This window comes from Zobellella iuensis, assembly GCF_016746085.1.
In the GTDB taxonomy this organism is placed as follows: Bacteria; Pseudomonadota; Gammaproteobacteria; order Enterobacterales; family Aeromonadaceae; genus Oceanimonas; species Oceanimonas iuensis.
Genome location: NZ_JAERTZ010000013.1, coordinates 25,680 through 48,713 on the forward strand (window position 1 = coordinate 25,680; position 23,034 = coordinate 48,713).

Genomic DNA, 23,034 nt, shown 5'->3' on the forward strand with positions numbered 1-23,034 from the left:
GACAATAAGGATTAATCTTGACAGCGCCTCCGTGCTAAACTAGCCGCCTTTTGATGGTCTTGATGGCGGAAGGATATTCATGAGCGACGAGCAAGGCTTCAGCCCCGGCGAGCGGCGGGCCTCGTTGACCCTGGCGAGCATTTTCGGCATGCGGATGCTGGGTTTGTTTATGATCATGCCGGTATTTGCGCTCTATGGTCAGGATTTGATCGGCTTTTCGCCGTTATGGGTGGGTATCGTCATCGGTGCCTACGGCCTGACCCAGGCCGTGCTGCAGATCCCCGCCGGCTGGCTGTCGGACCGTATCGGCCGCAAGCCGGTGATCTACGCCGGCCTGGGGCTGTTCGCGCTCGGCTCTGTGGTGGCGGCCCTGTCCGAGTCGGTCTACGGCGTGGCCGCCGGCCGGGTATTGCAGGGCAGCGGCGCCATCGCCGGCGCCATACTGGCGCTGGCCGCCGATGTTACCCGGGAAGAGCACCGTACCAAGGCGATGGCCATCATCGGCGTCTGCATCGGCATTTCCTTCGCCGTGGCTATGGTGGCCGGTCCCCTGCTGGCGGCGCTGTTCGGTCTGTCCGGGGTGTTCTGGACCACGGCGCTGCTGGCGCTGGCGGGCATGGGCATGGTGCGTTTCCTGCTGCCCGAGCCCGTTCATCGCGGCCAGATCCGGGATGTGACCGCGGCGCCCGAGCTGTTCGGCCGGCTGCTGAAAGACCGGCAACTGCTGAGGCTGGACTTCGGCATACTGCTGCTGCATATGACGCTCACCGCGGTGTTCGTGGCCTTTCCGCTCACCCTGCTCGATGCCGGGCTGGCGGCGGAGCGCCATTGGTGGCTGTATTTGCCGACCCTGCTGCTGTCGTTCGTGCTGATCATCCCCTTCCTGATCCTGGGGGCCCGGCGCAATATGAACAAACAGCTGTTCCAGGCTTCCATTTTGGTGATGATGGTGGCGCTGGTGCTGATGGCGGTGGGCCAGGGACAACTGTGGCTGCTGGCCCTGGCCATGTTGCTCTATTTTACCGCCTTCAACTTTATGGAAGCCTCGTTGCCGGCTTTTTTGTCGATGCTGGCACCGGCGGGGGCCAAGGGCACCGCCATGGGCATCTATTCCACCAGCCAGTTCTTCGGTGCCTTTCTGGGCGGTGTGCTGGGCGGCTTGCTGTTCCAGCAACTGGGTGGGCCCGGGGTGTTTCTATTGGTTGCGATCAGCATGGCATTCTGGTTCTGGCTGGCGGCGGGCATGGCCAATGTCAGCCAGGTGCGGTCTCATATCCTGTCCATCGGTGTTAATATAGAAAGCAAGGATGCCCGCGAACTGCTGTTGCAGCGGCTGATGGCCCTGCCCGGCGTGCATGAAGCCCTGATTATCCCCGAGGAAGGGGCCGCCTACCTGAAGGTGGACGGGAAAATTTTTGAACTGGATCAGGCCCGGCGCCTGATCAACTTGTGAGTACGGAGCGAGTTATGGCCAATAGAGGCATCAATAAAGTCATACTGATCGGCCACCTGGGCCAGGATCCCGAAGTGCGTTATATGCCCAACGGCAATGCGGTGGCCAATATTACCCTGGCCACCAGCGAGACCTGGCGCGACAAGCAGACCGGCGAACAGAAGGAACGTACCGAGTGGCACCGGGTGGTGTTCTTCGGCAAGTTGGCGGAGATCGCCGGCGAATACCTGCGCAAGGGTTCCCAAGTATATGTGGAAGGCCGGCTGCAGACCCGCAAATGGCAGGATCAGGGCGGCCAGGACCGCTACACCACCGAAGTGGTGGTGGACATGGGCGGCGTGATGCAGATGCTGGGCGGCCGGCCTCAGGGAGCTCCCCAGGGCGGCGGCCAGGGCGGTTGGAACCAGGGGCAGCCCGCCGGTGGTCAGGGCGGTCAGGGCAATTGGGGCCAGCAGGGTGGTCAGCCCCAGGGCCAGCCCCAATACGGCCAGCAGAGCCCGCAGCCGGCCAGCAAGCCGCAGAGCCAGCCGCCGGTATACAACGAACCGCCGATGGACTTCGATGACGATATTCCGTTCTAGCGTTCAGCTGAGACATGAAGTGTAAATTTTTTATTTAATGCCCTGTTTTTACAGGGCTTTTTATTTTCTGCCGGCGTCACTTTGGATCTTCGTGAGTCTTGTCTTTCGGGGTGGGCTACGATAATGGAAAACTCCTGTTGTATCTCCGCCCCAGTGTCTGCGATAACAACGGCATAATAAGGAAAAAACCGGGTCATCCGGACTTTATCAGGGATCAGGAATGAGATTTACCAATCAGTTTATTGCCACTATCACTCTGTGCGTGCTGGCGGCCGTGCTGATGGTGCTGGTGGGAGCCGGGATCAGCTTTTACCAGATGGGGACCGCCTATCAGCAGCGGCAGGTGGACGCGGTGGTCCGGCTGGTCGATGAAGGCTGGCGCGCCGGCGCCGAGCAGCAGGAGAGCATCGATCGCTGGCTGCCCGCGCTGCTCAACGTCAACGACATCATCGACTTTTCGGTGCTGGACGGCCAGCGCACCCTTTATCGCTATCAGTCGGACAACAGGCTGTCGGCCAGCGAACTGTCGCTGGAGTATCGGCGCAACCTGGCGGCGCATCCGGAACTCAGCGTACAGCTGGTGCTGCGCCCGCCCTTCTATGAGATCGATCATTCCCTGGCGGCGGTGTCGGGACTGACCGCCGCCATCCTGCTGGTGTTCGTCGGTCTGCTGTTCAGCCTGCGCTGGTTCCGCCGCCAGTTGCGCGGCGCCGAACTGCTCGATCTGCGCGGCCAGTTGATCCTGGACGGTAAACTCGGCCTGCTGCAGCACAATCCCCAGGAAGAGTGGCCGCACCATGCCAGCCAGGCGCTGGACAAGTTGATCCGCGATCTGAAAGATGCGGGCAAGGAACGCAGCCGGTTCGATACCTTTATCCGCGCCAATGTGTTTGTGGACAAGAAAATCCGCATCGGCAACCGGGTGTTCTTCGATAACCGGCTGGACGCGGCACTCAACGATCCGGCCAGCCATTCCGGCGCGCTGCTGCTGGTGGAGTTGCAGGATCTGGAATATATCAACTACAACCTGGGTTACGAGCGGGGCGACGAGCTGCTGTCGTCCGCTTCGGTCTACCTGGGACATTTGATCCGCCGCTATCCCGGTGCCCTGCAGGCCCGTTATACCGGCAACACCTTTGCCCTGCTGTTCCCCAACCTGGTGGAAAGCGAGGCGCTGGAGGCGGCGCGGCAGGTGATGAAGCTGTTGCAGCGGCTGCACTGGCCCGATGATATCCGCGAACCGGCGCTCTTTATCGGCGGGGTCTGTTTCCGTTTCGGCGAACCGCTGACCCAGGTGGAGGAGGAGGCCGAGCTGGCCCTGCGCAGCGCCGCGCTGCAGGGCGGGGATGGCTATTTCATGTATTACAAGGGCGTCACCGAGGAGAACAGTGGCAAGGGCACGGTGCGCTGGCGCACCCTGCTCGGTCGCCAGCTGGAGCAGGATCTGATCCGGCTCGATCGGCAGGGTATCTACACCGGCGAACATCAGGAGCCGGTGATCGACGAGCTGCTGGCCCGGATCCGGGACGAACAGGGGCGAGAACTGTCGGCCGGGCACTTCATTCCCATGGCGGAAAAATGCGGCCTGCTGCAGGAGCTGGACAGGACCATTCTGCTGCGCTGCCTGACCCTGTTGCAGGAAAGCGATCGCCGTTGCACCCTGGCGGTGAACATCTCGGCGGCCAGCCTGCTCAACCGGGGCTTTCACCGCTGGCTGATCTTCGAATTGATCCAGCTGCCCAAACCCCAGCTCGGCGAATTGGTGATCGAGTTGTCAGAGGCTCAGGTGAGTCGTCATTTTCAGGCGCTGATCAAGCCGCTGCGGGCGCTGAAGGCGCTGGGCTGCCGGCTGGCGGTGGACCATGCGGGCCAGGACGTGGTCAGCACCCAGTATATCAAGGACTATGAGCTGGACTACCTCAAGTTGCATCCCAGTCTGGTGCGTGACATCGATCACAAGCCGGTCAACCAGATGGCGGTCAGAAGCCTGGTCGGCAACTGTGCCGGAGGCCGGACCCGGGTGATTGCGGTCGGGGTGGAAACCGCCGCCGAATGGGAATGCCTGAACCAACTGGGCGTCTATGCCGGCCAGGGCTATTACTTCGCCCGGCCCGAACGGTTCGAACTGCTATAGGCCGCCGCGCGCACCCTGCAGGCCGCCGGTGTGCAGGAAGATGAGGCGGCTGCCGGCCGGATACATGCCGGCTTCGATATCCCGGAACAGCCCCAGCATGGCCTTGCCGCTGTACACCGGCTCCAGGGGGACCGCCAGCGCCGAGGCGAGGCGGGTGATGCGTTCCCGATCGTCGCCGGGGCATTTGGCATAACCGCCGCCGTGATGGTCCAGTTGCAGTCGCCAGCCGTCGTCCCGTGCCGCCGGGGGATACAGTTGTTGCACCGTTGCGGCCAGCCAGCCGTGGCCCTTGAGCACCGCATAGCCGGTGAGGCGTACGCCGGGCGGACGGGCCGAGAGCAGGCCCGCCAGGGTGCCGCCGCTGGCCAGCGGCAGTATCAGTTCATCTGCCGCCGGCAATTCCCGCCACAGCTCCGCCACTCCCGGCAGCGCCAGTGGCTCGCTGCCGCCCTCGGGGATCAGCCTGTAACCGGGATGGCGGTCGGCCAGGGCGGCCAGCCAGTCCGGATCCTGGCGGCGGCGGTATTCCGCTCGTTCGACGAATTCCAGGGTCATGCCCCAGCGTCGGGCATCGCTCAGGGTCGGGTTGGCGACGCTGTGCGGTTCGCCACGCACCAGGCCGACGGTGGGCAGCCCGAGTTGTTTGCCGGCCGCCGCCAGGGCATGCAGGTGGTTGGAGTAGGCGCCGCCGAAGCTGAGCAGGCCCGGGGCCTGCTCCGTCAGCGCCTGGCGCAGTATATACTTGAGTTTGCGCCATTTATTGCCCGATATGTGCGGGTGCAGCAGATCGTCCCGCTTGATGCTCAGGCTGATGCGATGGCGTTCCAGCAGCGGATGGTCGAGCGGTTGTAACGGCGAGCGGCTCGCCTGCCGGTACAGTCGCTGCCAGACATGGAGTAAAGACACAAGAGAAAATAAAAAAGGGCGATGGAGGCAAGTGTAAGGAACTTATCACTTTATTAAAACTCCTATCCGCCGGTGGTCGGCTTTAGCTGTGGTTGCGCCTTGCTACGAACTGGCTGCATTGGTAAAGTTAGCCGAATTTTCCGGTTTCTCAATCCAGGATCCCCTTCAGCATATGTTTAAAAAGCTCAGAGGCATGTTCTCCAACGATCTGTCGATCGATCTGGGAACGGCCAACACCCTTATTTACGTCAAAGATCAGGGCATAGTCCTGAACGAGCCCTCGGTCGTGGCCATTCGCCAGGAAAGATCCGGCTCGGCACAGAGTGTTGCCGCCGTCGGTCATGCCGCCAAACAGATGCTGGGACGGACGCCCGGCAACATCGCCGCCATTCGCCCGATGAAGGACGGGGTCATTGCCGATTTTTATGTCACCGAGAAGATGCTGCAACACTTCATCAAGCAGGTGCACGACAACAACTTTTTCCGTCCCAGCCCCCGGGTTCTGGTCTGTGTGCCCTGCGGTTCCACCCAGGTGGAACGACGTGCCATCAAGGAGTCCGCCCTGGGTGCCGGTGCCCGCGAGGTCTACCTGATCGACGAGCCGATGGCGGCCGCCATCGGTGCCGGCCTGCCGGTGTCCGAAGCGACCGGGTCCATGGTGGTGGACATCGGCGGCGGTACCACCGAAGTGGCCATCATCTCCCTCAACGGCGTGGTCTACTCCCAGTCGGTGCGTATCGGCGGGGATCGGTTCGACGAGTCCATCATCAATTACGTGCGCCGAAATTATGGCTCCCTGATCGGCGAGGCGACGGCCGAGCGCATCAAACACGAAGTCGGTTCGGCCTATCCGGGGGACGAGGTGCTGGAAATCGAGGTGCGCGGCCGCAACCTGGCCGAAGGCGTGCCGCGCAGCTTTACCCTCAATTCCAATGAAATTCTGGAAGCCCTGCAGGAGCCGCTGAGCGGCATCGTCAGCGCCGTCATGGTGGCGCTGGAGCAGTCGCCGCCCGAGCTGGCATCCGACATCTCCGAACGGGGCATGGTGCTCACCGGTGGTGGCGCCCTGTTGCGGGATCTGGATCGGTTACTGATGGAAGAAACCGGCATTCCCGTCGTCGTGGCCGACGATCCCATGACCTGTGTGGCCCGTGGCGGCGGCAAGGCATTGGAAATGATCGACATGCACGGCGGGGATCTGTTCCATTACGATTGATGACAAGGCCGGGAACACCGGCCTGCCTACTCCCTTATGAAACCGATTTTCGGCCGTGGTCCGTCCTTACCTATCCGCCTGGCACTGGCGGTGGTGGCCGCTTTGGCGCTGATTGTCGCCGACAGCCGCTATCACAGTTTTACCGAGGTCAAACTGTATCTCAATTCCCTGGTCAGCCCGCTGCAGTATATGGCGAACAGCCCCCGCATCCTGCTCGACTCCGCCTCCACCCAGTTGATGTCCCGCAAGGCCTTGCTGACCCAGTCCCAGCGGATGGAGCAGGAACTGTTTTTGTTGCGGGATGATCTGCTGCGGTTGCGCCACCTGGAGCAGGAAAACCAGCGGCTGCGGGATCTGCTCGGCTCTCCGGTACGCTACGATACCCGCCGTATGGTGGCGGAGATCATGGCGGTGGACACGGATCCCTTCTCCCATCAGGTGGTGATCGACAAGGGCAGCCTGCAAGGGGTGTTCGAGGGGCAGCCGGTGCTCAACGAGCAAGGGGTGGTCGGACAGATTATTTCGGTCGGCAAGACCACCAGCCGGGTGTTGCTGATCACCGACATCAGTCACGGCATACCGGTGCGGGTGGCGCGCAACGACATCAGGGCCATCGCCAGCGGCAGCGGCCAGCTCGACAGCCTGCTGCTGCACAATATCACCCGCAACACCGATATCCGGGAAGGGGATGTGCTGCTCAGTTCCGGGCTGGCCGGGCGTTTTCCGGAAGGCTATCCGGTGGGGCGGGTCAGCCGGGTGGGCTATGAAGAAGGCCAGCCTTTTGCGGATATCCGGGTGCAGCCCTTCGCCGCCCTGGATCGTGTCCGTTACCTGCTGTTGCTGTGGCCCGAACCCAGGGTGATCGATGTGGATGACCCGGCGTCACCGACGGAGGTGTCCCGCTCATGACCGCCTTTTCCCTGAAAGGACGGCTGGTGATCGGCACCAGCCTGCTGCTGGCGCTGATGCTGTCCATACTGCCGTTGCCGGAGCTGATCGCCCCCTTCCGCCCCGACTGGCTGCTGGTGACCCTGATCTACTGGGGCATCGCCCTGCCGCATCGGGCCAACGTCGGTACCGCCTTTTTCACCGGCCTGCTGCTGGATCTGCTGCTCGGCTCGGTGCTGGGGGTGCACGCCCTGGCGCTGGTGATCCCGGTCTACCTGGCCGCCTCCCAGTTCCAGCGCATGCGCAACTATTCGGTGTGGCAGCAGGCCTTCGTGGTCGGCGCCCTGGCCATGCTCAACAAGCTGCTGATCTTCTGGGCCGCCTACATGAACCGGGAGATCCAGCTCGATTACCATTACTTCTGGTCCATCGTCAGCAGCATGGTGTTCTGGCCCTGGATCTTCCTGCTGCTGCGCAAATGCCGGCGGCAGTTCGCCCTGTCGTGAGCCTGCCCATGTCTGCCGTACTTTATCTCGCCTCCGCCTCGCCCCGCCGCCGCGAACTGCTGGCCCTGCTGGAACTGCCGTTCGAGCTGGTGCTGCCCGACGTCGAAGAGCGGCGTCTGCCCCATGAGGCCGCCGCCGACTACGTCCGACGGCTGGCACGGGACAAGGCCCTGGCCGGCGCCGCGCTGGCGCCCCGGCCGCTGCCGGTGCTGGCCGGCGACACCATAGTGGTGGTGGACGGCGAGGTGCTGGAGAAACCTGCACACGAAGCCGACGGGCTGGCGATGCTGCGCCGGTTGTCGGGCCGCCGCCACCAGGTGATGACCGCCATGGCGCTGGCCCATGGTGGTGGCTGCGACGGGGTGCTGGTGACCACCGAAGTCAGCTTCCGCCCCCTCACCGAGGCGGAGATGGCGCGTTACTGGGCCAGTGGCGAACCGGCGGACAAGGCCGGCGGCTACGGCATCCAGGGTCTGGGCGGACGCTTCGTGGCGCGTATCGACGGCAGCTACAGTGCCGTGGTGGGGTTGCCACTGGTGGAAACCGAGGCATTGTTGCGTCAAGCCGGGGTTTTATCGGGCTGATCCCCCCTGTTACCGACCATTCTGTGATAGTTTAGAAGCAATTTATTCTCCTGATGGGCGGAGTGACCATGTCTGCAGAACTGATAATCAATATGACCCCCGCGGAAACCCGGGTGGCGCTGGTGGAAAACGGTATCCTGCAGGAAGTGCACGTGGAACGCCAGGCCCGGCGCGGTATCGTCGGCAATATCTACAAGGGCAAGGTCAGCCGGGTGTTGCCCGGCATGCAGGCGGCCTTCGTCGATATCGGCGGCGAGCGGGCCGCCTTCCTGCACGCCTCCGACATAGTGCCCCACACCGAGTGTGTGGACACCAAGGAGCAGGCCCATTTCCAGGCGGGCAACATCGCCGAACTGGTGCGTCAAGGGCAGGACATCATGGTGCAGGTGGTAAAGGATCCGCTCGGCACCAAAGGTGCCCGCCTGACCACCGACATCACCCTGCCGTCCCGCTACCTGGTGTTCATGCCCGGCAGCGCCTATGTGGGGGTGTCCCAGCGCATCGATTCGGAGCAGGAACGGGAGCGGCTCAAAGCACTGGCGGCCGGCTACGTGGACGAACTGGGCGGCTTTATCATCCGCACCGCCGCCGAGGGCATCGGCGAGTCGGAGCTGGCCCAGGACGCGGCCTTCCTCAAACGGCTGTGGCGCAAGATCCTGGAGCGGCGCGGCAAGTACCCCTCCTGCTCCATGCTGTATGAAGACCTGGGGCTGGCGTTTCGCATCGTGCGCGACTTCGTCGGTGCCGAGCTGGACCGGATCCGGGTCGACTCCCGCAGTACCTGCGAGTCGCTCAAGGCCTTTGTCGACGAGTTCGTGCCCGAACTGTCCGGCAAGATAGAGTACTACCAGGGCGAGTCACCCATCTTCGATCTCTACGATGTGGAAAACGAAATCCAGCGCGGCCTGGACCGCAAGGTGGAACTCAAGTCCGGCGGCTACCTGATCATCGACCAGACCGAGGCCATGACCACGGTGGACATCAACACCGGCGCCTTCGTCGGCCACCGCAACCTGGAAGAAACCATCTTCAACACCAATATCGAGGCCACCCAGGCCATCGCCCGCCAGCTGCGGCTACGCAACCTGGGCGGCATCATCATCATCGATTTCATCGACATGTACGACGAGGACCACAAGCGCCGGGTGCTGCACAGCCTGGAGCTGGCCCTAAGCAAGGACAGGGCCAAGACCAACGTCAACGGCTTCTCCCAGCTCGGGCTGGTGGAGATGACCCGCAAGCGCACCCGGGAAAGCCTGGAGCACGTGCTGTGCGGCGAATGCCCCGAGTGCCTCGGCCGGGGCCGGGTGAAGACGGTGGAAACGGTCAGCTACGAGATACTGCGCGAGATAACGAGGGTCAACAAGGCCTATGATGCCGACAAGTTCGTGGTCTACGCCTCCAGCGCCGTGGCCAGCGCCCTGCAGGAGGACGAATCCCATATGCTGGCGGAACTGGAGGTGTTTATCGGCAAGCAGGTGAAGGTGAGCAGCGAGCCCCTTTACAACCAGGAACAGTTCGACGTGGTGATGATGTAGTGATCAGGCGGGGACTAAGCTGGGCCTGGCTGGGCCTGGCGGCGTGCGCGGTGGGACTGGCCTTGCTGGTGACCCTGCTGCGTTTTGGCTCCCCCTGGCTGGCGGCCTGGCAGCAGCAGTGGCTGGACCGGCTGCTGAGCGAACAGCAGCTGACCCTGGAAGTGGGGCAACTGGGCCTGTCCTGGCAGGGTTATGGCCCGCTGCTGGTGGTCGAGGAGGTCAGCCTGCACCGGGCCGAGGGGCCGGCCATCACCCTGCGCCGCGCCCTGGTGGACCTGCATCTGTGGCAGAGCCTGCGGCAGTGGCGCCCGGTGCTGAACGAACTGACCCTGGAAGGCCTGCGCCTGCCCCTGGAGCTGGCCGCCGGTGAGGCCGCCGACCGTCACACCGATCTGGCCTTCCTGCGCCGCCTGGCGCTGGAAGGGGTGGCACGCTTTTCCCTGCAGGATGCCCTGCTGGTGGTGACCGCACCGGAGCAGGATTTGCTCGAACTGCATGTCCCCGCCCTGCACTGGCACAACAGCCCCGGTCGGCACCAGGGCCAGGGGCGGCTCGGCTTCGGGCCCGACGGAAGCCAGCAATTCACCCTGAAAGGGCATTTTGCCGGGCCGGCCGACCGGCTGGACGGCAGTCTTTACCTGCAGGCGGACCGGGTGGATGCGGCCTCCACCATTGCCCGCATCCGGCCCGACGACGAGCACATCGGCGCCGACCTGTCCTTCGAACTCTGGCTGGAGTGGCGCCAGGGCCTGCTTGATGCCGGTGTGCTGCAACTGGGCGAAAACCGGCTGCGCTGGGGGGATGACCACCAGATCGCCGTGGACGGGGGCCGGATACAGTGGCAACCGACCGAGGGCGGCTGGCAGCTGGCCAGCGAGGGCATCGACATCAGCGTGGACGGTGAAGCCTGGCCCAGCTGGCGGATACAGCTGGACCGGCAGGACGACAGGGTGCACGGCTACCTGGATCGGCTGACCTTCGCCGACCTGGCGCTGCTGGCCCAATGGGGCGAAAGCTTCTGGCCCGGTGCCGCTCGCCAACTGGCAGGAGCAGCACCCGAAGGCGAGCTGTCCGGGCTGTACTTTTCCGCCCGGCCGGATGGCACCGACTGGCTGGTCCGTGGCGAGCTGAACGAGGTCGGTACCCGTCCCTTTCAGTGGATACCCGGCACCCGGGGGCTGCAGGGAGACTTCCTGCTGACCCCGACCCGGGGCCGGCTGGGCCTGCGCCAGCAGGACGCCGCCGATTGGGTATTTGAGTCGGCGTTTCGGGCGCCCTGGCCCATGCAGCGGCTGGATACCGAGCTGAATTGGCGGCGGCAGCCGCAGGGCTGGCTGCTGTGGAGCGATAGGGTGCGGCTGGAGACCCGGGATCTGGCGTTGCAGGGCTGGTTCAGCCTGCAGCTGCCGCAACAGGGCTCACCCCTGCTCAGCGCCTCGGCGGAAGTGGATCTGGCCCGGGCCGAGCAGGCTTTCACCTATTTTCCCGAGCCCTTGATGGGCTCGCCCCTGGTGGATTACCTGCAGGGCGCCATCCGGGCGGGCAGGGCGGAACAGGCCGAGGTGCTCTGGTACGGCCGGCTGGACGGTTTTCCCTACGCCGACGGCAGCGGTCTGTTCCAGGCCCGGGTGCCCCTGCGCGAGGCCGAATTCCGTTTCGATCCCGGCTGGCAACCGCTCACCGATCTCAGCCTGGACCTGCTGTTCGAAAACGACGGTCTCTATATGACCGGCTCCTCGGGCAGGCTGGGGGAGGTGGATGCGGCCGACATCGATGCCCGTATCGTCCCCCTGAACAAGGCGGCCAGCCTGCAGCTCAGCGCCGGCATCAGCGGGGAAGGCAAGGCGGTGACCCGCTACCTGCAACAGTCGCCCCTGGCCGGTTCCGTGGGCAAAACCCTGCAGCAGGTGCAGGTGGCGGGCCAGCTCGAGGGGCGGCTGGCGCTCGATATTCCGCTCAGCGGGGGGGAGGTCGGGGTGGAAGGCCAGGTTGACTTCGTGCGCAACCGGGTCCAGATCTCGTCGTTGGGGTTGCCGTTGAGCGAGGTGTCCGGCCGGCTGTTGTTTGACGAGCGGCAAACCCATTTTGAGGCGCTGCGGGCGCAATGGGCCGGACAGCCGCTGGAGCTGGATTACCGGGGCCAGGTGACGGCGCAGGGGTATGAGGTCCGCCTGGATATGCGCGGGCGAACCCCGGCCCCGGTGTTGGCCCGGCAATACCCGCCGTTGCAGGCGCTGGAGGGGGAAACCGCCTGGCAGGGCCGGTTGTGGCTGACCCTGGCCGAGCAGGGCGAATTCAGCTATCGCGTCGAAGCCGATACCGAGTTGCGGGGCATGGCCAGCCGGTTGCCGCTGCCCCTGCACAAGACGGCCGAACAGCCGCGGCCGGCCCGCCTCATGGTGAACGGCAACGACCGGCAGGCGGAGGTGGCGTTGAGCCTGGGCCCGGATATTCAGGGGCAGGCGGAACTGCGCTTTGAGGCTGGGGGGGCCCGGGTTTCCCGCTTGTGGCTGTCGGCCGGCGAGGCCGGGCCGGCCGCGGCGAGGGCCCCCCTCGATATCGCGTTGCGGCTGCCCGCGCTGCCGCTGGACGACTGGCTGGCATTGCTTGGCGCCGACTGGCAGCAGGGGGAGGCGGCGGCGATGCCCCAGCTGCGCTGGCCGGCACCCTACCGGGTGGTGATCCAAGCCACCGAAGCCCGGCTCTGGCGCCAGCCTTTCAACCAGCTCCGGCTGCAACTCGAACCCGCTGGGGAAGGGCGCCGGCGACTGGCCTTCCAGTCCGAGCAGGCCGAAGGCGAGCTGGCGTGGGGGGGGGCTGTCCCGGCCCGGGCGGAACTGCGTCGGCTGTGGCTGAGCCCGGCGCCAGGCGAAGATCGGCTGGCGCAGCATGCCAACCACATCAGCCCGCAGCAGGTGCCGGCGCTCGAGGTCGACTGCCGGGACTGCCGTTGGCGGGAGCTGGCCCTGGGCCGGCTGAGTTTCCGGCTCGAGCCCCAGCCCGAGCAGAATGGGGTGCGGCTGGTCGATTTGCGGCTTGATGGCCCCCTGTTGCAGGGGACGGCCGAGGGCCAGTGGCTGCAGCACCAGAGCGGCAACCTGAGCCGGCTGGAATGGCAGCTCCGTACCCCCTCCCTGCAGCGATTGTGGCAGGGCCTGGGCCAGGAGTCGCCCTTCAGCGAGACCCGGGCCAGCCTCCAGGGCCAACTGCGCTGGCTGGATCTGCCCTGGCGCCCGGACCGGCCCAGCATGAATGGCAGTCTCGGCGCCGAATCCGGTGCCGGGGTGCTCACCGAATTGAATGACAGGGGCGCCGGCCTGCTGTCGGTATTGAGCATGGAGTCGGTGTTGCGCCGGCTGCGCCTGGATTTTCGCGACGTGTTCGAGCAAGGCTTCTACTTCGATCGCATCGGTGCCAGCGGTGAACTGCGGGACGGCGTCTTGCACAATGATGACTTCGTGCTGAACGGGGCCGCGGGGGATCTGCGCGGGCGGGGGCGGCTGGATCTGGTGGCGGAGCAACTGGATTACCAGTTCGATTTCACCCCCAATCTGACCGGCAATCTGCCGGTGCTGGCGGCGTTTGCGGTTACCCCGGTCACCGGCCTTTACGTGTTGGCACTGTCCAAGGTGCTGGGCCCTGTGGTAGATGTATTCACACGCATTCGTTATCGGGTCAGTGGCCCCCTGGCACAGCCCCAGGTTACCGAGCTGGATCGGGAGCAGGAGCGGGTGAGACTGTCCCGCAACCATAAGGAGTAAGCCATGGAACTGGTGGCGATACAGATGAATGCCGGGCCCGACTGGCCGGCCAACAGAGCCCGGCTGGAAAAACTGCTGCAGCAATTGCCCCCGAGCCGGCCCCTGCTGGTGCAGTTGCCGGAAAATGCGGCGGTGTTCGGCGGCCGGGACGCGGCCCGGCAATGGGCCGAGCCACTGGGCGCGGGCCCGGTGCAGGAGCTCTTTTCCCGCTGGGCCCGTGAACTGGGGATCTGGCTGGTAGTGGGATCCATGCCGACCCGTATCGAGGGGAGCGACAAGCTGCATTCCACCTGCCTGGTCTATGATGATCGGGGCGAACGGGCGGCTCATTACCACAAGGTGCACCTGTTCGACGTGGAGGTGGCCGACGGCCACGGGCGCTATCAGGAGTCGGCGACCTATGCCCCCGGCGACGCGCTGTGCGTTATCGACAGCCCGTTCGGCCGCCTGGGCCTGTCGATCTGTTATGATTTACGTTTTCCCGAGTTATATCGGGCCTTGCGGGAACGGGGGGCCGAGATCCTAATGGTGCCCGCCGCCTTTACCCGGGTCACCGGCCAGGCCCACTGGCTGCCCTTGTTGCAGGCCCGGGCCATCGAGAACCAGTGTTACGTACTGGCTGCGGCACAATATGGTGATCATGGTGGCGGTCGGCAAACCTGGGGCCACTCCCTGATCCTCGACCCCTGGGGAGAACTCCAGGCCTGTTTGCCCAAGGGCGAGGGCTTGATTATTGCCCCGCTGGAGGCCGAGCGCCTGGCCCGCATCCGGAGCCAGATGCCGGTGGCCCAACATGCCCGCCTGACCGCGGTTTGGAGAGACAAAGCATGAGTATTGAACAGATTAACCGCAGCCTGCTGGCCCCGAATGAACTGGATATGGCCCTGCTGGATGCCCAGCTGGCCCGGCTGTGCCGGCACCAGATCGACTTTGCCGACCTCTATTTCCAGAACAGTGTGCACGAGTCCTGGGTGCTGGAGGACGGCATCGTCAAGGATGGCAGCTACAACATAGAGCAGGGCGTGGGGGTGCGGGCCGTCAGCGGCGAGAAGACCGGTTTTGCCTATTCCGATGAACTGACGGCCTCGGCGCTGGATCAGGCGGTAAGCGCCGCGCGCGGTATTGCCGAGCGGGGTGGCGACGGCCGTTTCCAGATTGGCCGCGAGCAGCCGGTGCAGGCCCGTTACCTGGGGCTGAACCCCCTCGACAGCCTGGGGCGGGAGCAGAAAATTGCCCTGTTGCAGCAGATGGATGCCTTCGCCCGTAGCCTGGATCCGGCGGTGACTCAGGTGATCGCTTCCATTTCCGGGGTCTACGAGGAAATCCTGGTGCTGGCGACCGACGGTACTCTGGCGACCGATTTGCGGCCCCTGGTGCGGCTGAACTGCTCGGTGTTGGCGGAACGCAACGGCCGACGCGAGCGGGGAGGCAGTGGCGGCGGCGGCCGGGTCGGTTACGACTATTTCCTGGAGGAGGTGGACGGTCAGCCGAGGGCCCTGGGCTATGTGAAGGAGGCGGTGCGCCAGGCGCTGGTCAACCTGGAGGCGGTCGACGCCCCCGCCGGCACCATGCCGGTGGTGCTGGGCGCCGGCTGGCCCGGGGTGCTGCTGCACGAGGCGGTGGGCCACGGCCTGGAAGGGGATTTCAACCGCAAGGGGTCTTCCGCCTATGCCGGCCGCATCGGCGAGCAGGTGGCTTCCAGCCTGTGCACCATAGTGGATGACGGTACCCTGGCCAACCGGCGCGGCTCGCTCTCCATCGATGACGAGGGCACCGCCAGCGGCTACAACGTGCTGATCGAGAACGGCATTCTCAAGGGCTATATGCAGGACAAGCTCAATGCCCGGCTGATGCAGATGGCGCCGACCGGTAACGGCCGGCGCGAATCCTATGCCCACCTGCCGATGCCGCGTATGACCAATACCTACATGCTGCCCGGCGACACGCCGCCGGAGGAGATCATCCGCAGCGTGAAGAAGGGCATCTATGCGCCCAATTTCGGTGGCGGCCAGGTGGACATCACCTCCGGGCGCTTCGTGTTTTCGGCCTCCGAAGCCTATCTGATCGAAGACGGCAAGCTGACCGCCCCGCTCAAGGGCGCGACCCTGATCGGCAACGGCCCCGAGGCCATGAGCCAGGTGTCCATGGTGGGCAATGATCTGGCCCTGGATACCGGGGTCGGGGTCTGCGGCAAGGATGGCCAGAGCGTGCCGGTGGGGGTGGGGCAGCCGACCCTCAAGCTGGACCGGATGACCGTCGGGGGCACCCAGTAGCAAGGTTGGTCAATTATTAACCTTCAGTGAAAAGCTTTTTTCTGTGCGATTGGGGCAGGGACCAGGGTCTAATCATTGTTGCCGCAGTTGCGGCAATCTCTGGAGGCGATAAAGATGAAAACCTTGCTATCGATAGCCTTTGCCTCTGTCCTTGGGTTGATGTTGATGCCGGCGCAAGCCGGAACAGTGCTGGATATGCAGCAGCCCGTAGTGCAGGAAATGGCAACAAGGGGCGACGGTGTAGATAACCGTGAATGTGCAGTACAGAAACGAATGGGCAAAAAACCGGCGGATATGTGTTTCTAAGTGCCGGCTTGGCCCCATAGATCACAACGGGAGCCGAGGCTCCCGTTGTGCTGTTCAGGGTTCCAGATGCTGCTTCAGGTACTGGAACAGCTCCCGGTAGGCTGTGGGCGGCAAGTTGGCGGCCAGCTCCTTGCGGCCCTGGCGGGCCAGCTGCCGTAGCTTCTGCCGATCCAGCTCCCGGTATTCCGCTAGCAGGGCGTCCACGCCCTTGTCCCCTTCCCTGATTAGCCGGTCCCGCCACAGCTCCAGCTTGTGGAAATGGGCATTGGCCACCGCGCTCTTGTGGTCGAAGGCGGCCAGCGCCTCCTGGATGGCGGACACGTCCCGGCTGCGCATCAGCTTGCCGATGAATTGCAGGTGCCGGCGCAAGGCTTCCCGCTTGTTGCCGAGTTTGTGCGCCAGGGCGATGGCATCCTGCAGTTCTTCATCCAGGGGCACCTTGGCCAACTCGCTGGGTTTGAGCCTGACCAGGGACTCACCCAGCTGTTGCAGGGCATGGCTCTCCCGTTTCATCTCGCTCTTGCTGACCCATTCGATCTCATCATCGTGCTCGGGGTGCTCATCATGGTGGCGCATAGCTTTTCCGTTTCAACAAAGATTTACATATATAGTACCAGCTTCTCCCAAGGGGCGCAGGGGTCTGTTATGCTAACTCCAAACAGAGCCAGCGATGCCATTATGACCCCAGCAGAAATTCAGATCGAACAGCGCCAGCTTGAGCTGGCGGTAGAACAAGCCCTGGACAGCGCCAAGCGGCTGGGTGCCGAGGCGGCGGAAGTGTCCATCAGCAAGCAAACCGGCCTGTCGGTGAACACCCGCAACGGCGAACTGGAAAACATCGAGTTCAATAAGGATGGCGCCCTCGGTATTGCCGTCTACCGGGAGGGACGCAAGGGCTCGGCCTCGACCTCGGATCTGCGCCCCGATGCCATCGCCCGCACCGTGGCGGCGGCGCTGGATATCTCCCGTTATACTACGGTCGATCCTTTCGCCGGTATCGCCGAGGCCGCCGAACTGGCCTGGGATGCGCCCGAGCTGGGATTGTGTTTTCCCCAGCCATTGGAACCGGCGGACGGCATCGAGCTGGCGCTGCGTTGCGAGCAGCATACCCAGGGCCGGGATCCGCGCATCAAGCAGTCGGACGGCGCCAGCTTTTCCAGCAACCTGGGTATCAAGGTCTATGGCAACAGCCACGGCTTTATCAAGGGCTATGCGGGCACCCGCTTCGGGTTGAGCTGTGTGCTGATCGGCGAGCAGGACGGTGACATGCAGCGGGAGTACGGCTATACCTCGGCACGCAGTTTCGCGGATCTCTGGACACCCGAGCGGGTGGCCGACGAGGCCGTCAGCCGTACCCTGGGCCGCCTCGGTGGCCGCAAGATAGGCACCACCCGGGCGCCGGTGCTGTTTCATCCGGATGTGGCCGCGGGCCTGTTCGGCCACCTGGTGATGGCGATCAGCGGTGGCAACCTGTACCGGCAGTCCTCCTTCCTGCTCGATGCCCTGGGCAGCCGGGTCTTCCCGGACTGGCTCAGCATCCATGAACAGCCGCACCTGGACAAGGGCCTGGCCAGTGCGCCTTTCGACAACGAGGGGGTGCGTACCCACGAGCGCCATATCATCGAGGGGGGCGATCTCAAGAGCTACCTGCTGACCAGCTACTCGGCGCGCAAACTGGGGTTGCCGCTGACCGGCCATGCCGGCGGCATTCACAACTGGCAAATCTCCAGCAGCGGCCACGATCTGGCAGCCTTGCTGAAGATGATGGGCACCGGCCTGCTGGTGACCGAGATGATGGGCCAGGGGGTGAACATCGTCACCGGCGACTATTCCCGCGGTGCCGCCGGTTTTTGGGTGGAAAACGGCGAAATCGCCTACCCGGTGGAAGAGATCACCATCGCCGGCAACCTGAAGCAGATGTTCGCCGGCATCCAGGCCATCGGCACCGACGTGGAAACCCGCTCCAGCCTGCAGACCGGCTCGGTGCTGATCGACAACATGAAGATAGCAGGGCAATAAAGAAAGCCGGAAGCGTGAAGCTGGAAGCTATAAGAAAGGGCCGCCTATGCGGCCTTTTCTCGTCTATGGCCGAGGCGGCAGCCTTAAGGCTTCCAGCTTCCAGCTTCCGGCTTCAGTTCAGCAGGATCAGCGTCGCCAGGCCGAGGAAGGACAGCAGGCCGACGATGTCGGTGATGGTGGTCAGTGCCATGGAGCCGGCCAGGGCCGGGTCTATGTTGAGCTTGCGCATGCCCAGGGGGATCATGGCGCCGGCCATGCCGGCCACCGACAGGTTGATAAACATGGCCGCGGCGATCACCAGGCCGATCTCCCAGCTGCCTTTCCACAGGCTGACCACCACCGCGATCATCAGCGCCCACAGCATGCCGTTGATCAGACCCACCAGGGCTTCCTTGGTCAGCAGCCAGCGGGCGTTGCTGTCGCCGATATGGCCCACCGCCATGCCACGGATCACCAGCGCCAGGGTCTGGTTGCCGGCGATGCCGCCCATGGACGGCACTATGGTCATCAGTATGGCCAGGGTGGCCAGCTGGTCCAGGGTGGCTTCGAACATATTGGACACGCTGGCGGCGGCCAGGGCGGCGCCCAGGTTGACGGTCAGCCAGATAGAGCGGCGGCGGGCGCTGGTCAGCACCGGCGCGAAGGTGTCCTCGTCGTCGGCCATCTTGGCCATGCCCATCATGGAGTGCTCGCCCTCCTCCCGGATGATGTCGACCACGTCATCTATGGTGATCCGGCCCAGCAGGCGGCCTTCCTCGTCCACCACCGGCGCCGACAGCCAGTCGTGGCGTTCGAACAGGTTGGCCACCTCGGTGTCGGACATGGTCAGTGGAATGGCTTCCACATTGGTATCCATGGCTTCCGCCACCGTGGCGGTGGGCGCCTGCACCACCAGGCTGGCCAGCGAGATATCCCCCAGCAGGCGGTTATGCTGATCCACCACGTAGAGGGTATCGGTGCCTTCGGGCAGCTCGCTGTGGCGACGCAGGTAGCGCAGCACCACGTCGATGGTGACGTCCGGGCGCAGGGTGATGAACTCGGTGTTCATCAGCGAGCCGGCGGTGTCTTCCGCATAGGACAGGGCCTGCTCGGCCCGCTGCCGGTCCTGCTCGTCCATCCGGGTCAGTACCTGGTTGAACAGCTGCTCGGGCAGATCCCGCAGCACATAGGCCAGGTCGTCCGACTCCATGTCTTCCAGGGCGATGGCCAGCTTGTCCGGGTCCATCAGCCGGATGATGCCGTCCCGCACCTCTTCCGACAGCTCCTCCAGGATTTCGCCGTAGTCGTCGGGATCGATCAGCTGCCACAGCACCTTGCGGCTGGGCGAGGGGGAGGATTCGAGCAGCCAGGCCACGTCGCCCGGGCGCATCTGCTGCAGCATGCGCCGCACGTGCACGAACATGCCGCTGTTCAGGGCCTGGGTGATGCTGTCCAGCTGATCCGGCGTCCTGGGTTGGTCTAATGGCTCGGTCATCCGGGCTCCGGGTCGAGGAACGGGGGAGAGTGTCTTATTCCGATTCGTTGAAACGGTCGGCCACCAGCCGGGCCACGGCCGCCATGGCCGCTTCCGCGTCCGGGCCTTCGGCCACCACGCGAATGGCATGGCCTTGCGCGGTTTCCAGCATCAACAGGCCCATCACGCTGTTGGCCGGGGCCTGCTTTTCCTGGTTGCACACGGTGACGGTAGCATCGAATTGTTGCGTCAGTTGGACCAGTTGGATGGCGGCCCGGGCGTGCAGGCCCAGTTTATTGACGATTTCCAGGTCCCGTTCAATTTTCGGCATTGCGTTTTTCCAGTGTTCGGTGGCGAAGTTGCACGCTTTTCCCCATCTGCCGGAACACCCGGGCCAGTTGCTCGGCGAGAAACACGGAGCGGTGCTGGCCGCCGGTGCAGCCGATGGCCACGGTGACGTAGCTGCGGTTGTTGCGTTCCAGATGCGGCATCCAGGTGATCAGCAGGTTTTCTATCTGCCAGAGGTATTTCATCACCTCCGGCTGGCCGGCCAGGTAGTCGGCCACCGGCTCGTCGCGGCCGGTGAAGGGACGCAGCTCGGCAATCCAGTGGGGATTGGGCAGGAAGCGGGCGTCGAACACGAAGTCGGCATCCTTGGACACCCCGTACTTGTAGCCGAAGGACTCGAACACCCAGTTCAGTTCCCGCTCCTTCTTGCCGAGGATGCGCTCGCGGATGATCTCGCTCAGATCGTGGATGCTGAGGCTGGAGGTGTCGATGCGCAGGTCGGCATCCGAGGACAGGGGCGCCAGCAGGTGGGTTTCTTCCCGAATGGCTTCATCCAGGGTCAGGCTGTGGCGGGACAGGGGATGCAGCCGGCGGGTGTCGCCGAAGCGGCGGATCAGCGCGGCGTTGTCGGCATCGATAAAGATGCTGGACAGGCTGACACCTTCCATGGCCCTGACTTCGGCCAGGCAGGCTTCCAGCTTGTCGGGGCTGTCGGGCAGGTTGCGCACGTCTATGCTGACCGCCACCTCGCCGGGCCTGTGGCGGCGCATCTGTACCAGGTCGGGCAGCAGCTCGACCGGCAGGTTGTCGACACAGTAATAGCCCAGGTCCTCGAGTACCCGCAGGGCGACCGTTTTTCCCGATCCGGAGCGACCACTGACGATGACCAGCTGCATCTTGCTTTCCTCAGGCTGAAATCATGATGTGATAGAGTTCGTCATCGCTGCCGGCCTGACGCAACTGCTTGCATACCTGCTTGTTGCTGAGCTTTTCGGCAATCAATGACAGCGTCTTGAGATGCTGTTTGCACTCCTGTTCCGGCACCAGCAGGGCAAAGACCAGGCCGACCGGCTGGTGGTCGATGGCATCGAATTCCACCGGTTCGGCGAAGGTGAGTAAGACGGCGGTCGCCTTGTTGTCATTGCTGATACGGCCATGGGGGATGGCGATACCGTTGCCGATGCCGGTGCTGCCCATTTTTTCCCGGGCCAGCAGGCAGTCGAACAGTTGTTGGCTGCTGATGTTGAGGTGTTGCGCGGCCAGCTCACTGATGATTTCCAGGGCTCGTTTCTTGCTCGTGCAGGGAACTGCACTGCGGGTGCAGTCCCTGCTCAGTATGTCGGCGACTTCCATGGTTATTTTTGCTTGAGTTTCTCTTTGTGTTTGATGATCTGGCGATCCAGCTTGTCGATCAAGCCGTCGATGGCCGCGTACATGTCTTCATGCTGCGAATTGGCGAACACTTCGCCCCCGCTGACGTTCAGCTTGGCTTCGGCGATTTGTTGCAGTTTTTCCACGTTAAGGATGACGTGCGCATTGGTGATATGATCGAAGTGACGCTCCAGCTTGGAAAATTTGCTGTTCACATAGTCACGCAATGAATCGGTGATTTCTACATGGTGTCCAGTCAGGTTTATTTGCATAACGTCTTCCTTCTTGGTCTGCCTTAAACCAGGCGTTTACGCTGATTGGAAGGGGGAATGGCCAGCGACTCCCTGTACTTGGCGATGGTACGCCTGGCCACCTGTATCCCCTGTTCGGCCAGCAGTTGGGCGATTTTGCTGTCGCTCAGCGGCTTGGCCGGGTTTTCCGCACCGACCAGTTTCTTGATCAGGGCGCGAATTGCCGTCGAAGAGCATTCACCGCCGTCATCGGTCCCCACATGGCTGGAGAAGAAATACTTCAGCTCGAACACCCCCCGGGGCGTGTGCAGAAACTTCTGGGTGGTGACCCGCGAGATGGTGGACTCGTGCATTTCCACCGCCTCGGCCACGTGATTCAGCACCATGGGCTTCATGGCCTCTTCGCCATACTCAAAGAATGCCTGTTGTTGCTCGACAATACAATTGGCAACCTTGAGCAGGGTATCATTTCGGCTTTCCAGACTCTTGAGAAACCACTTGGCGTCCTGCAAATGGTTGCGGATAAACTGGCCGTCTTCGCTGTTCCTGGGCTGACGGGCCATGGCGGCGTAGGTCTGATTCAGCTTGACCTTGGGCATGGCTTCCGGGTTCAGCTCCGCCACCCAGGTGCCCTGGCGTTTGGTCACCACCACATCGGGGATCACATACTCGGAACTGCTCTGGAGTACGCTGTTGCCGGGTCTGGGCTCCAGCTGCTGGATCAGGGCCAGCACCTCCCTGAGCTCCTCTTCCTTCAGCTTGGCCTTGCGCTGCAGGGTGCGGTAGTCTCGATTGCCGAGCAGGTCCATATGCTGGGCGATGACGGCACGGGCCTCGTTCAGCCAGGGGGTCTCGGCGGGGAACTGTTCCAGCTGAATGCGCAGGCATTCCTGTACGCTGCGGGCGGCGACCCCGATGGGATCGAAGTGTTGAATCCGTTTCAGTACCGCTTCCACCTCGTCCGCTTCTATCTCCAGCTCGTCACCGGCCACCGCCTCGAGGATGTCGTCGATATCTATGGTCAGATAGCCGGCATCGTCGATGGCATCGATGATGGCCAGGGCGATGGCCTGATCGGTATCGCTGAAGGGGGTGAGGCGCATCTGCCATAACAGATAGTCCTGCAGGGTTTCGGTGGTTTCCCCTTGGTAGACGGTGTCTTCGGCGCCATCCGGCAGGCCGCCGCCGGCGCCGGATGAGGCGGTATAGACATCATCCCAGTTGGTGTCCATGGGTAATTCGTCGGACAGCTGGTTCTGCTCCATGGCGGTGTCGGCCGCCATCTGCTCTTCGTGGCGGGGCTCGGCCACGTCGATGGTTTCCGGCTCTTCCTGCTCCAGTAACGGATTGCTTTCCAGGGCTTGCTGGATCTCCTGCTGCAGTTCCAGGCTGGACAGCTGCAACAGGCGTATGGCCTGCTGCAGCTGGGGCGTCATGGTCAGCTGCTGACCCAGGCGTAACTGAAGAGTTGGCTTCATCTGTTCAAAAAGTCCTTCTATATCAACC

Annotated in this window: 21 protein-coding genes; 13 read left to right on the forward strand and 8 right to left on the reverse strand. The window is 63.6% G+C overall.

Annotated features, from left to right (window positions below; all coding sequences use genetic code 11):
* Positions 1 to 79 precede the first annotated feature (79 nt).
* The 3 genes from JKV55_RS05075 to JKV55_RS05085 all read left to right on the forward strand — a co-directional run bounded on the left by JKV55_RS05075 (position 80) and on the right by JKV55_RS05085 (position 4,168).
* Positions 80 to 1,453, forward strand: a complete 1,374-nt coding sequence (locus JKV55_RS05075; protein WP_202082831.1) for an MFS transporter — start codon at positions 80 to 82, stop codon at positions 1,451 to 1,453.
* Positions 1,454 to 1,467: 14 nt separating this feature from the next.
* Positions 1,468 to 2,034, forward strand: a complete 567-nt coding sequence (locus tag JKV55_RS05080) for a single-stranded DNA-binding protein (protein WP_202082833.1) — start codon at positions 1,468 to 1,470, stop codon at positions 2,032 to 2,034.
* 220 nt (positions 2,035 to 2,254) lie between these two features.
* On the forward strand, positions 2,255 to 4,168 hold the full coding sequence (locus tag JKV55_RS05085; RefSeq protein ID WP_202082835.1) for an EAL domain-containing protein: 1,914 nt from the start codon (positions 2,255 to 2,257) through the stop codon (positions 4,166 to 4,168).
* Here JKV55_RS05085 and JKV55_RS05090 read toward each other — a convergent pair.
* The gene (locus JKV55_RS05090) at positions 4,163 to 5,074 is read right to left on the reverse strand and encodes a 1-aminocyclopropane-1-carboxylate deaminase/D-cysteine desulfhydrase (protein WP_202082837.1); all 912 of its coding nucleotides are present in this window, start codon (positions 5,072 to 5,074) and stop codon (positions 4,163 to 4,165) included. The two genes, JKV55_RS05085 and JKV55_RS05090, sit on opposite strands and share 6 nt — an antisense overlap.
* Positions 5,075 to 5,246: 172 nt before the next feature.
* On the opposite strand from JKV55_RS05090, the gene JKV55_RS05095 reads away from it, so the two are divergent.
* The 9 genes from JKV55_RS05095 to JKV55_RS05135 all read left to right on the forward strand — a co-directional run bounded on the left by JKV55_RS05095 (position 5,247) and on the right by JKV55_RS05135 (position 16,146).
* Positions 5,247 to 6,290, forward strand: coding sequence for a rod shape-determining protein (locus JKV55_RS05095; protein WP_071472502.1), 1,044 nt, complete (start codon positions 5,247 to 5,249; stop codon positions 6,288 to 6,290).
* Positions 6,291 to 6,326: 36 nt separating this feature from the next.
* Complete coding sequence (gene mreC / locus JKV55_RS05100) at positions 6,327 to 7,199, forward strand: rod shape-determining protein MreC (protein ID WP_202082839.1); 873 nt, start codon at positions 6,327 to 6,329, stop codon at positions 7,197 to 7,199.
* Entirely contained in the window at positions 7,196 to 7,684 is a 489-nt protein-coding gene (gene mreD, locus JKV55_RS05105) for a rod shape-determining protein MreD (protein ID WP_202082840.1), read from the forward strand. Before mreC ends, mreD begins: the two co-directional genes overlap by 4 nt.
* Before the next feature lie 8 nt (positions 7,685 to 7,692).
* The gene (locus JKV55_RS05110; protein WP_202082842.1) at positions 7,693 to 8,268 is read left to right on the forward strand and encodes a Maf family protein; all 576 of its coding nucleotides are present in this window, start codon (positions 7,693 to 7,695) and stop codon (positions 8,266 to 8,268) included.
* A 68-nt stretch (positions 8,269 to 8,336) separates the two neighbouring features.
* Positions 8,337 to 9,806 carry a ribonuclease G gene (gene rng / locus JKV55_RS05115; protein WP_202082843.1) on the forward strand — a complete coding sequence of 490 codons (1,470 nt, stop codon included), beginning with the start codon at positions 8,337 to 8,339 and terminating at the stop codon, positions 9,804 to 9,806.
* The gene (locus tag JKV55_RS05120; RefSeq protein WP_202082845.1) at positions 9,806 to 13,567 is read left to right on the forward strand and encodes a YhdP family protein; all 3,762 of its coding nucleotides are present in this window, start codon (positions 9,806 to 9,808) and stop codon (positions 13,565 to 13,567) included. Before rng ends, JKV55_RS05120 begins: the two co-directional genes overlap by 1 nt.
* Before the next feature lie 3 nt (positions 13,568 to 13,570).
* Positions 13,571 to 14,398, forward strand: a complete 828-nt coding sequence (locus JKV55_RS05125) for a carbon-nitrogen hydrolase family protein (protein ID WP_202082847.1) — start codon at positions 13,571 to 13,573, stop codon at positions 14,396 to 14,398.
* Entirely contained in the window at positions 14,395 to 15,840 is a 1,446-nt protein-coding gene (gene tldD, locus JKV55_RS05130; protein WP_202082849.1) for a metalloprotease TldD, read from the forward strand. The genes JKV55_RS05125 and tldD overlap by 4 nt, the downstream gene beginning before the upstream one ends.
* A 114-nt stretch (positions 15,841 to 15,954) precedes the next feature.
* Complete coding sequence (locus tag JKV55_RS05135) at positions 15,955 to 16,146, forward strand: hypothetical protein (RefSeq protein WP_202082851.1); 192 nt, start codon at positions 15,955 to 15,957, stop codon at positions 16,144 to 16,146.
* Between the two features lie 54 nt (positions 16,147 to 16,200).
* On the opposite strand, the gene yjgA is transcribed toward JKV55_RS05135, so the two are convergent.
* Positions 16,201 to 16,722, reverse strand: coding sequence for a ribosome biogenesis factor YjgA (gene yjgA, locus JKV55_RS05140; RefSeq protein WP_202082853.1), 522 nt, complete (start codon positions 16,720 to 16,722; stop codon positions 16,201 to 16,203).
* A 102-nt stretch (positions 16,723 to 16,824) separates the two neighbouring features.
* Here yjgA and pmbA point away from each other — a divergent pair, with 102 nt between their 5' ends.
* Positions 16,825 to 18,165, forward strand: coding sequence for a metalloprotease PmbA (pmbA, locus tag JKV55_RS05145; protein ID WP_202082855.1), 1,341 nt, complete (start codon positions 16,825 to 16,827; stop codon positions 18,163 to 18,165).
* Between the two features lie 112 nt (positions 18,166 to 18,277).
* Here the strand turns inward: pmbA and mgtE are convergent, their stop codons facing one another.
* From mgtE to JKV55_RS05175, 6 genes are read right to left on the reverse strand one after another with little or no spacing between them, the layout of a single operon-like run.
* Positions 18,278 to 19,639, reverse strand: a complete 1,362-nt coding sequence (gene mgtE / locus JKV55_RS05150) for a magnesium transporter (protein WP_202082858.1) — start codon at positions 19,637 to 19,639, stop codon at positions 18,278 to 18,280.
* A 34-nt stretch (positions 19,640 to 19,673) separates the two neighbouring features.
* On the reverse strand, positions 19,674 to 19,949 hold the full coding sequence (locus JKV55_RS05155; protein ID WP_202082860.1) for an HPr family phosphocarrier protein: 276 nt from the start codon (positions 19,947 to 19,949) through the stop codon (positions 19,674 to 19,676).
* Entirely contained in the window at positions 19,936 to 20,802 is an 867-nt protein-coding gene (rapZ, locus tag JKV55_RS05160; protein ID WP_202082862.1) for an RNase adapter RapZ, read from the reverse strand. Before rapZ ends, JKV55_RS05155 begins: the two co-directional genes overlap by 14 nt.
* Positions 20,803 to 20,812: 10 nt before the next feature.
* Positions 20,813 to 21,259 (reverse strand): PTS IIA-like nitrogen regulatory protein PtsN, encoded by a 447-nt coding sequence (gene ptsN / locus JKV55_RS05165; RefSeq protein ID WP_202082864.1) that lies wholly within the window; start codon positions 21,257 to 21,259, stop codon positions 20,813 to 20,815.
* A 2-nt stretch (positions 21,260 to 21,261) separates the two neighbouring features.
* A complete protein-coding gene (gene hpf / locus JKV55_RS05170; RefSeq protein ID WP_094039210.1) occupies positions 21,262 to 21,549 on the reverse strand; it encodes a ribosome hibernation promoting factor in 288 nt (95 codons plus the stop codon).
* Between the two features lie 23 nt (positions 21,550 to 21,572).
* Complete coding sequence (locus JKV55_RS05175; protein WP_202082866.1) at positions 21,573 to 23,006, reverse strand: RNA polymerase factor sigma-54; 1,434 nt, start codon at positions 23,004 to 23,006, stop codon at positions 21,573 to 21,575.
* Positions 23,007 to 23,034 lie beyond the last annotated feature (28 nt).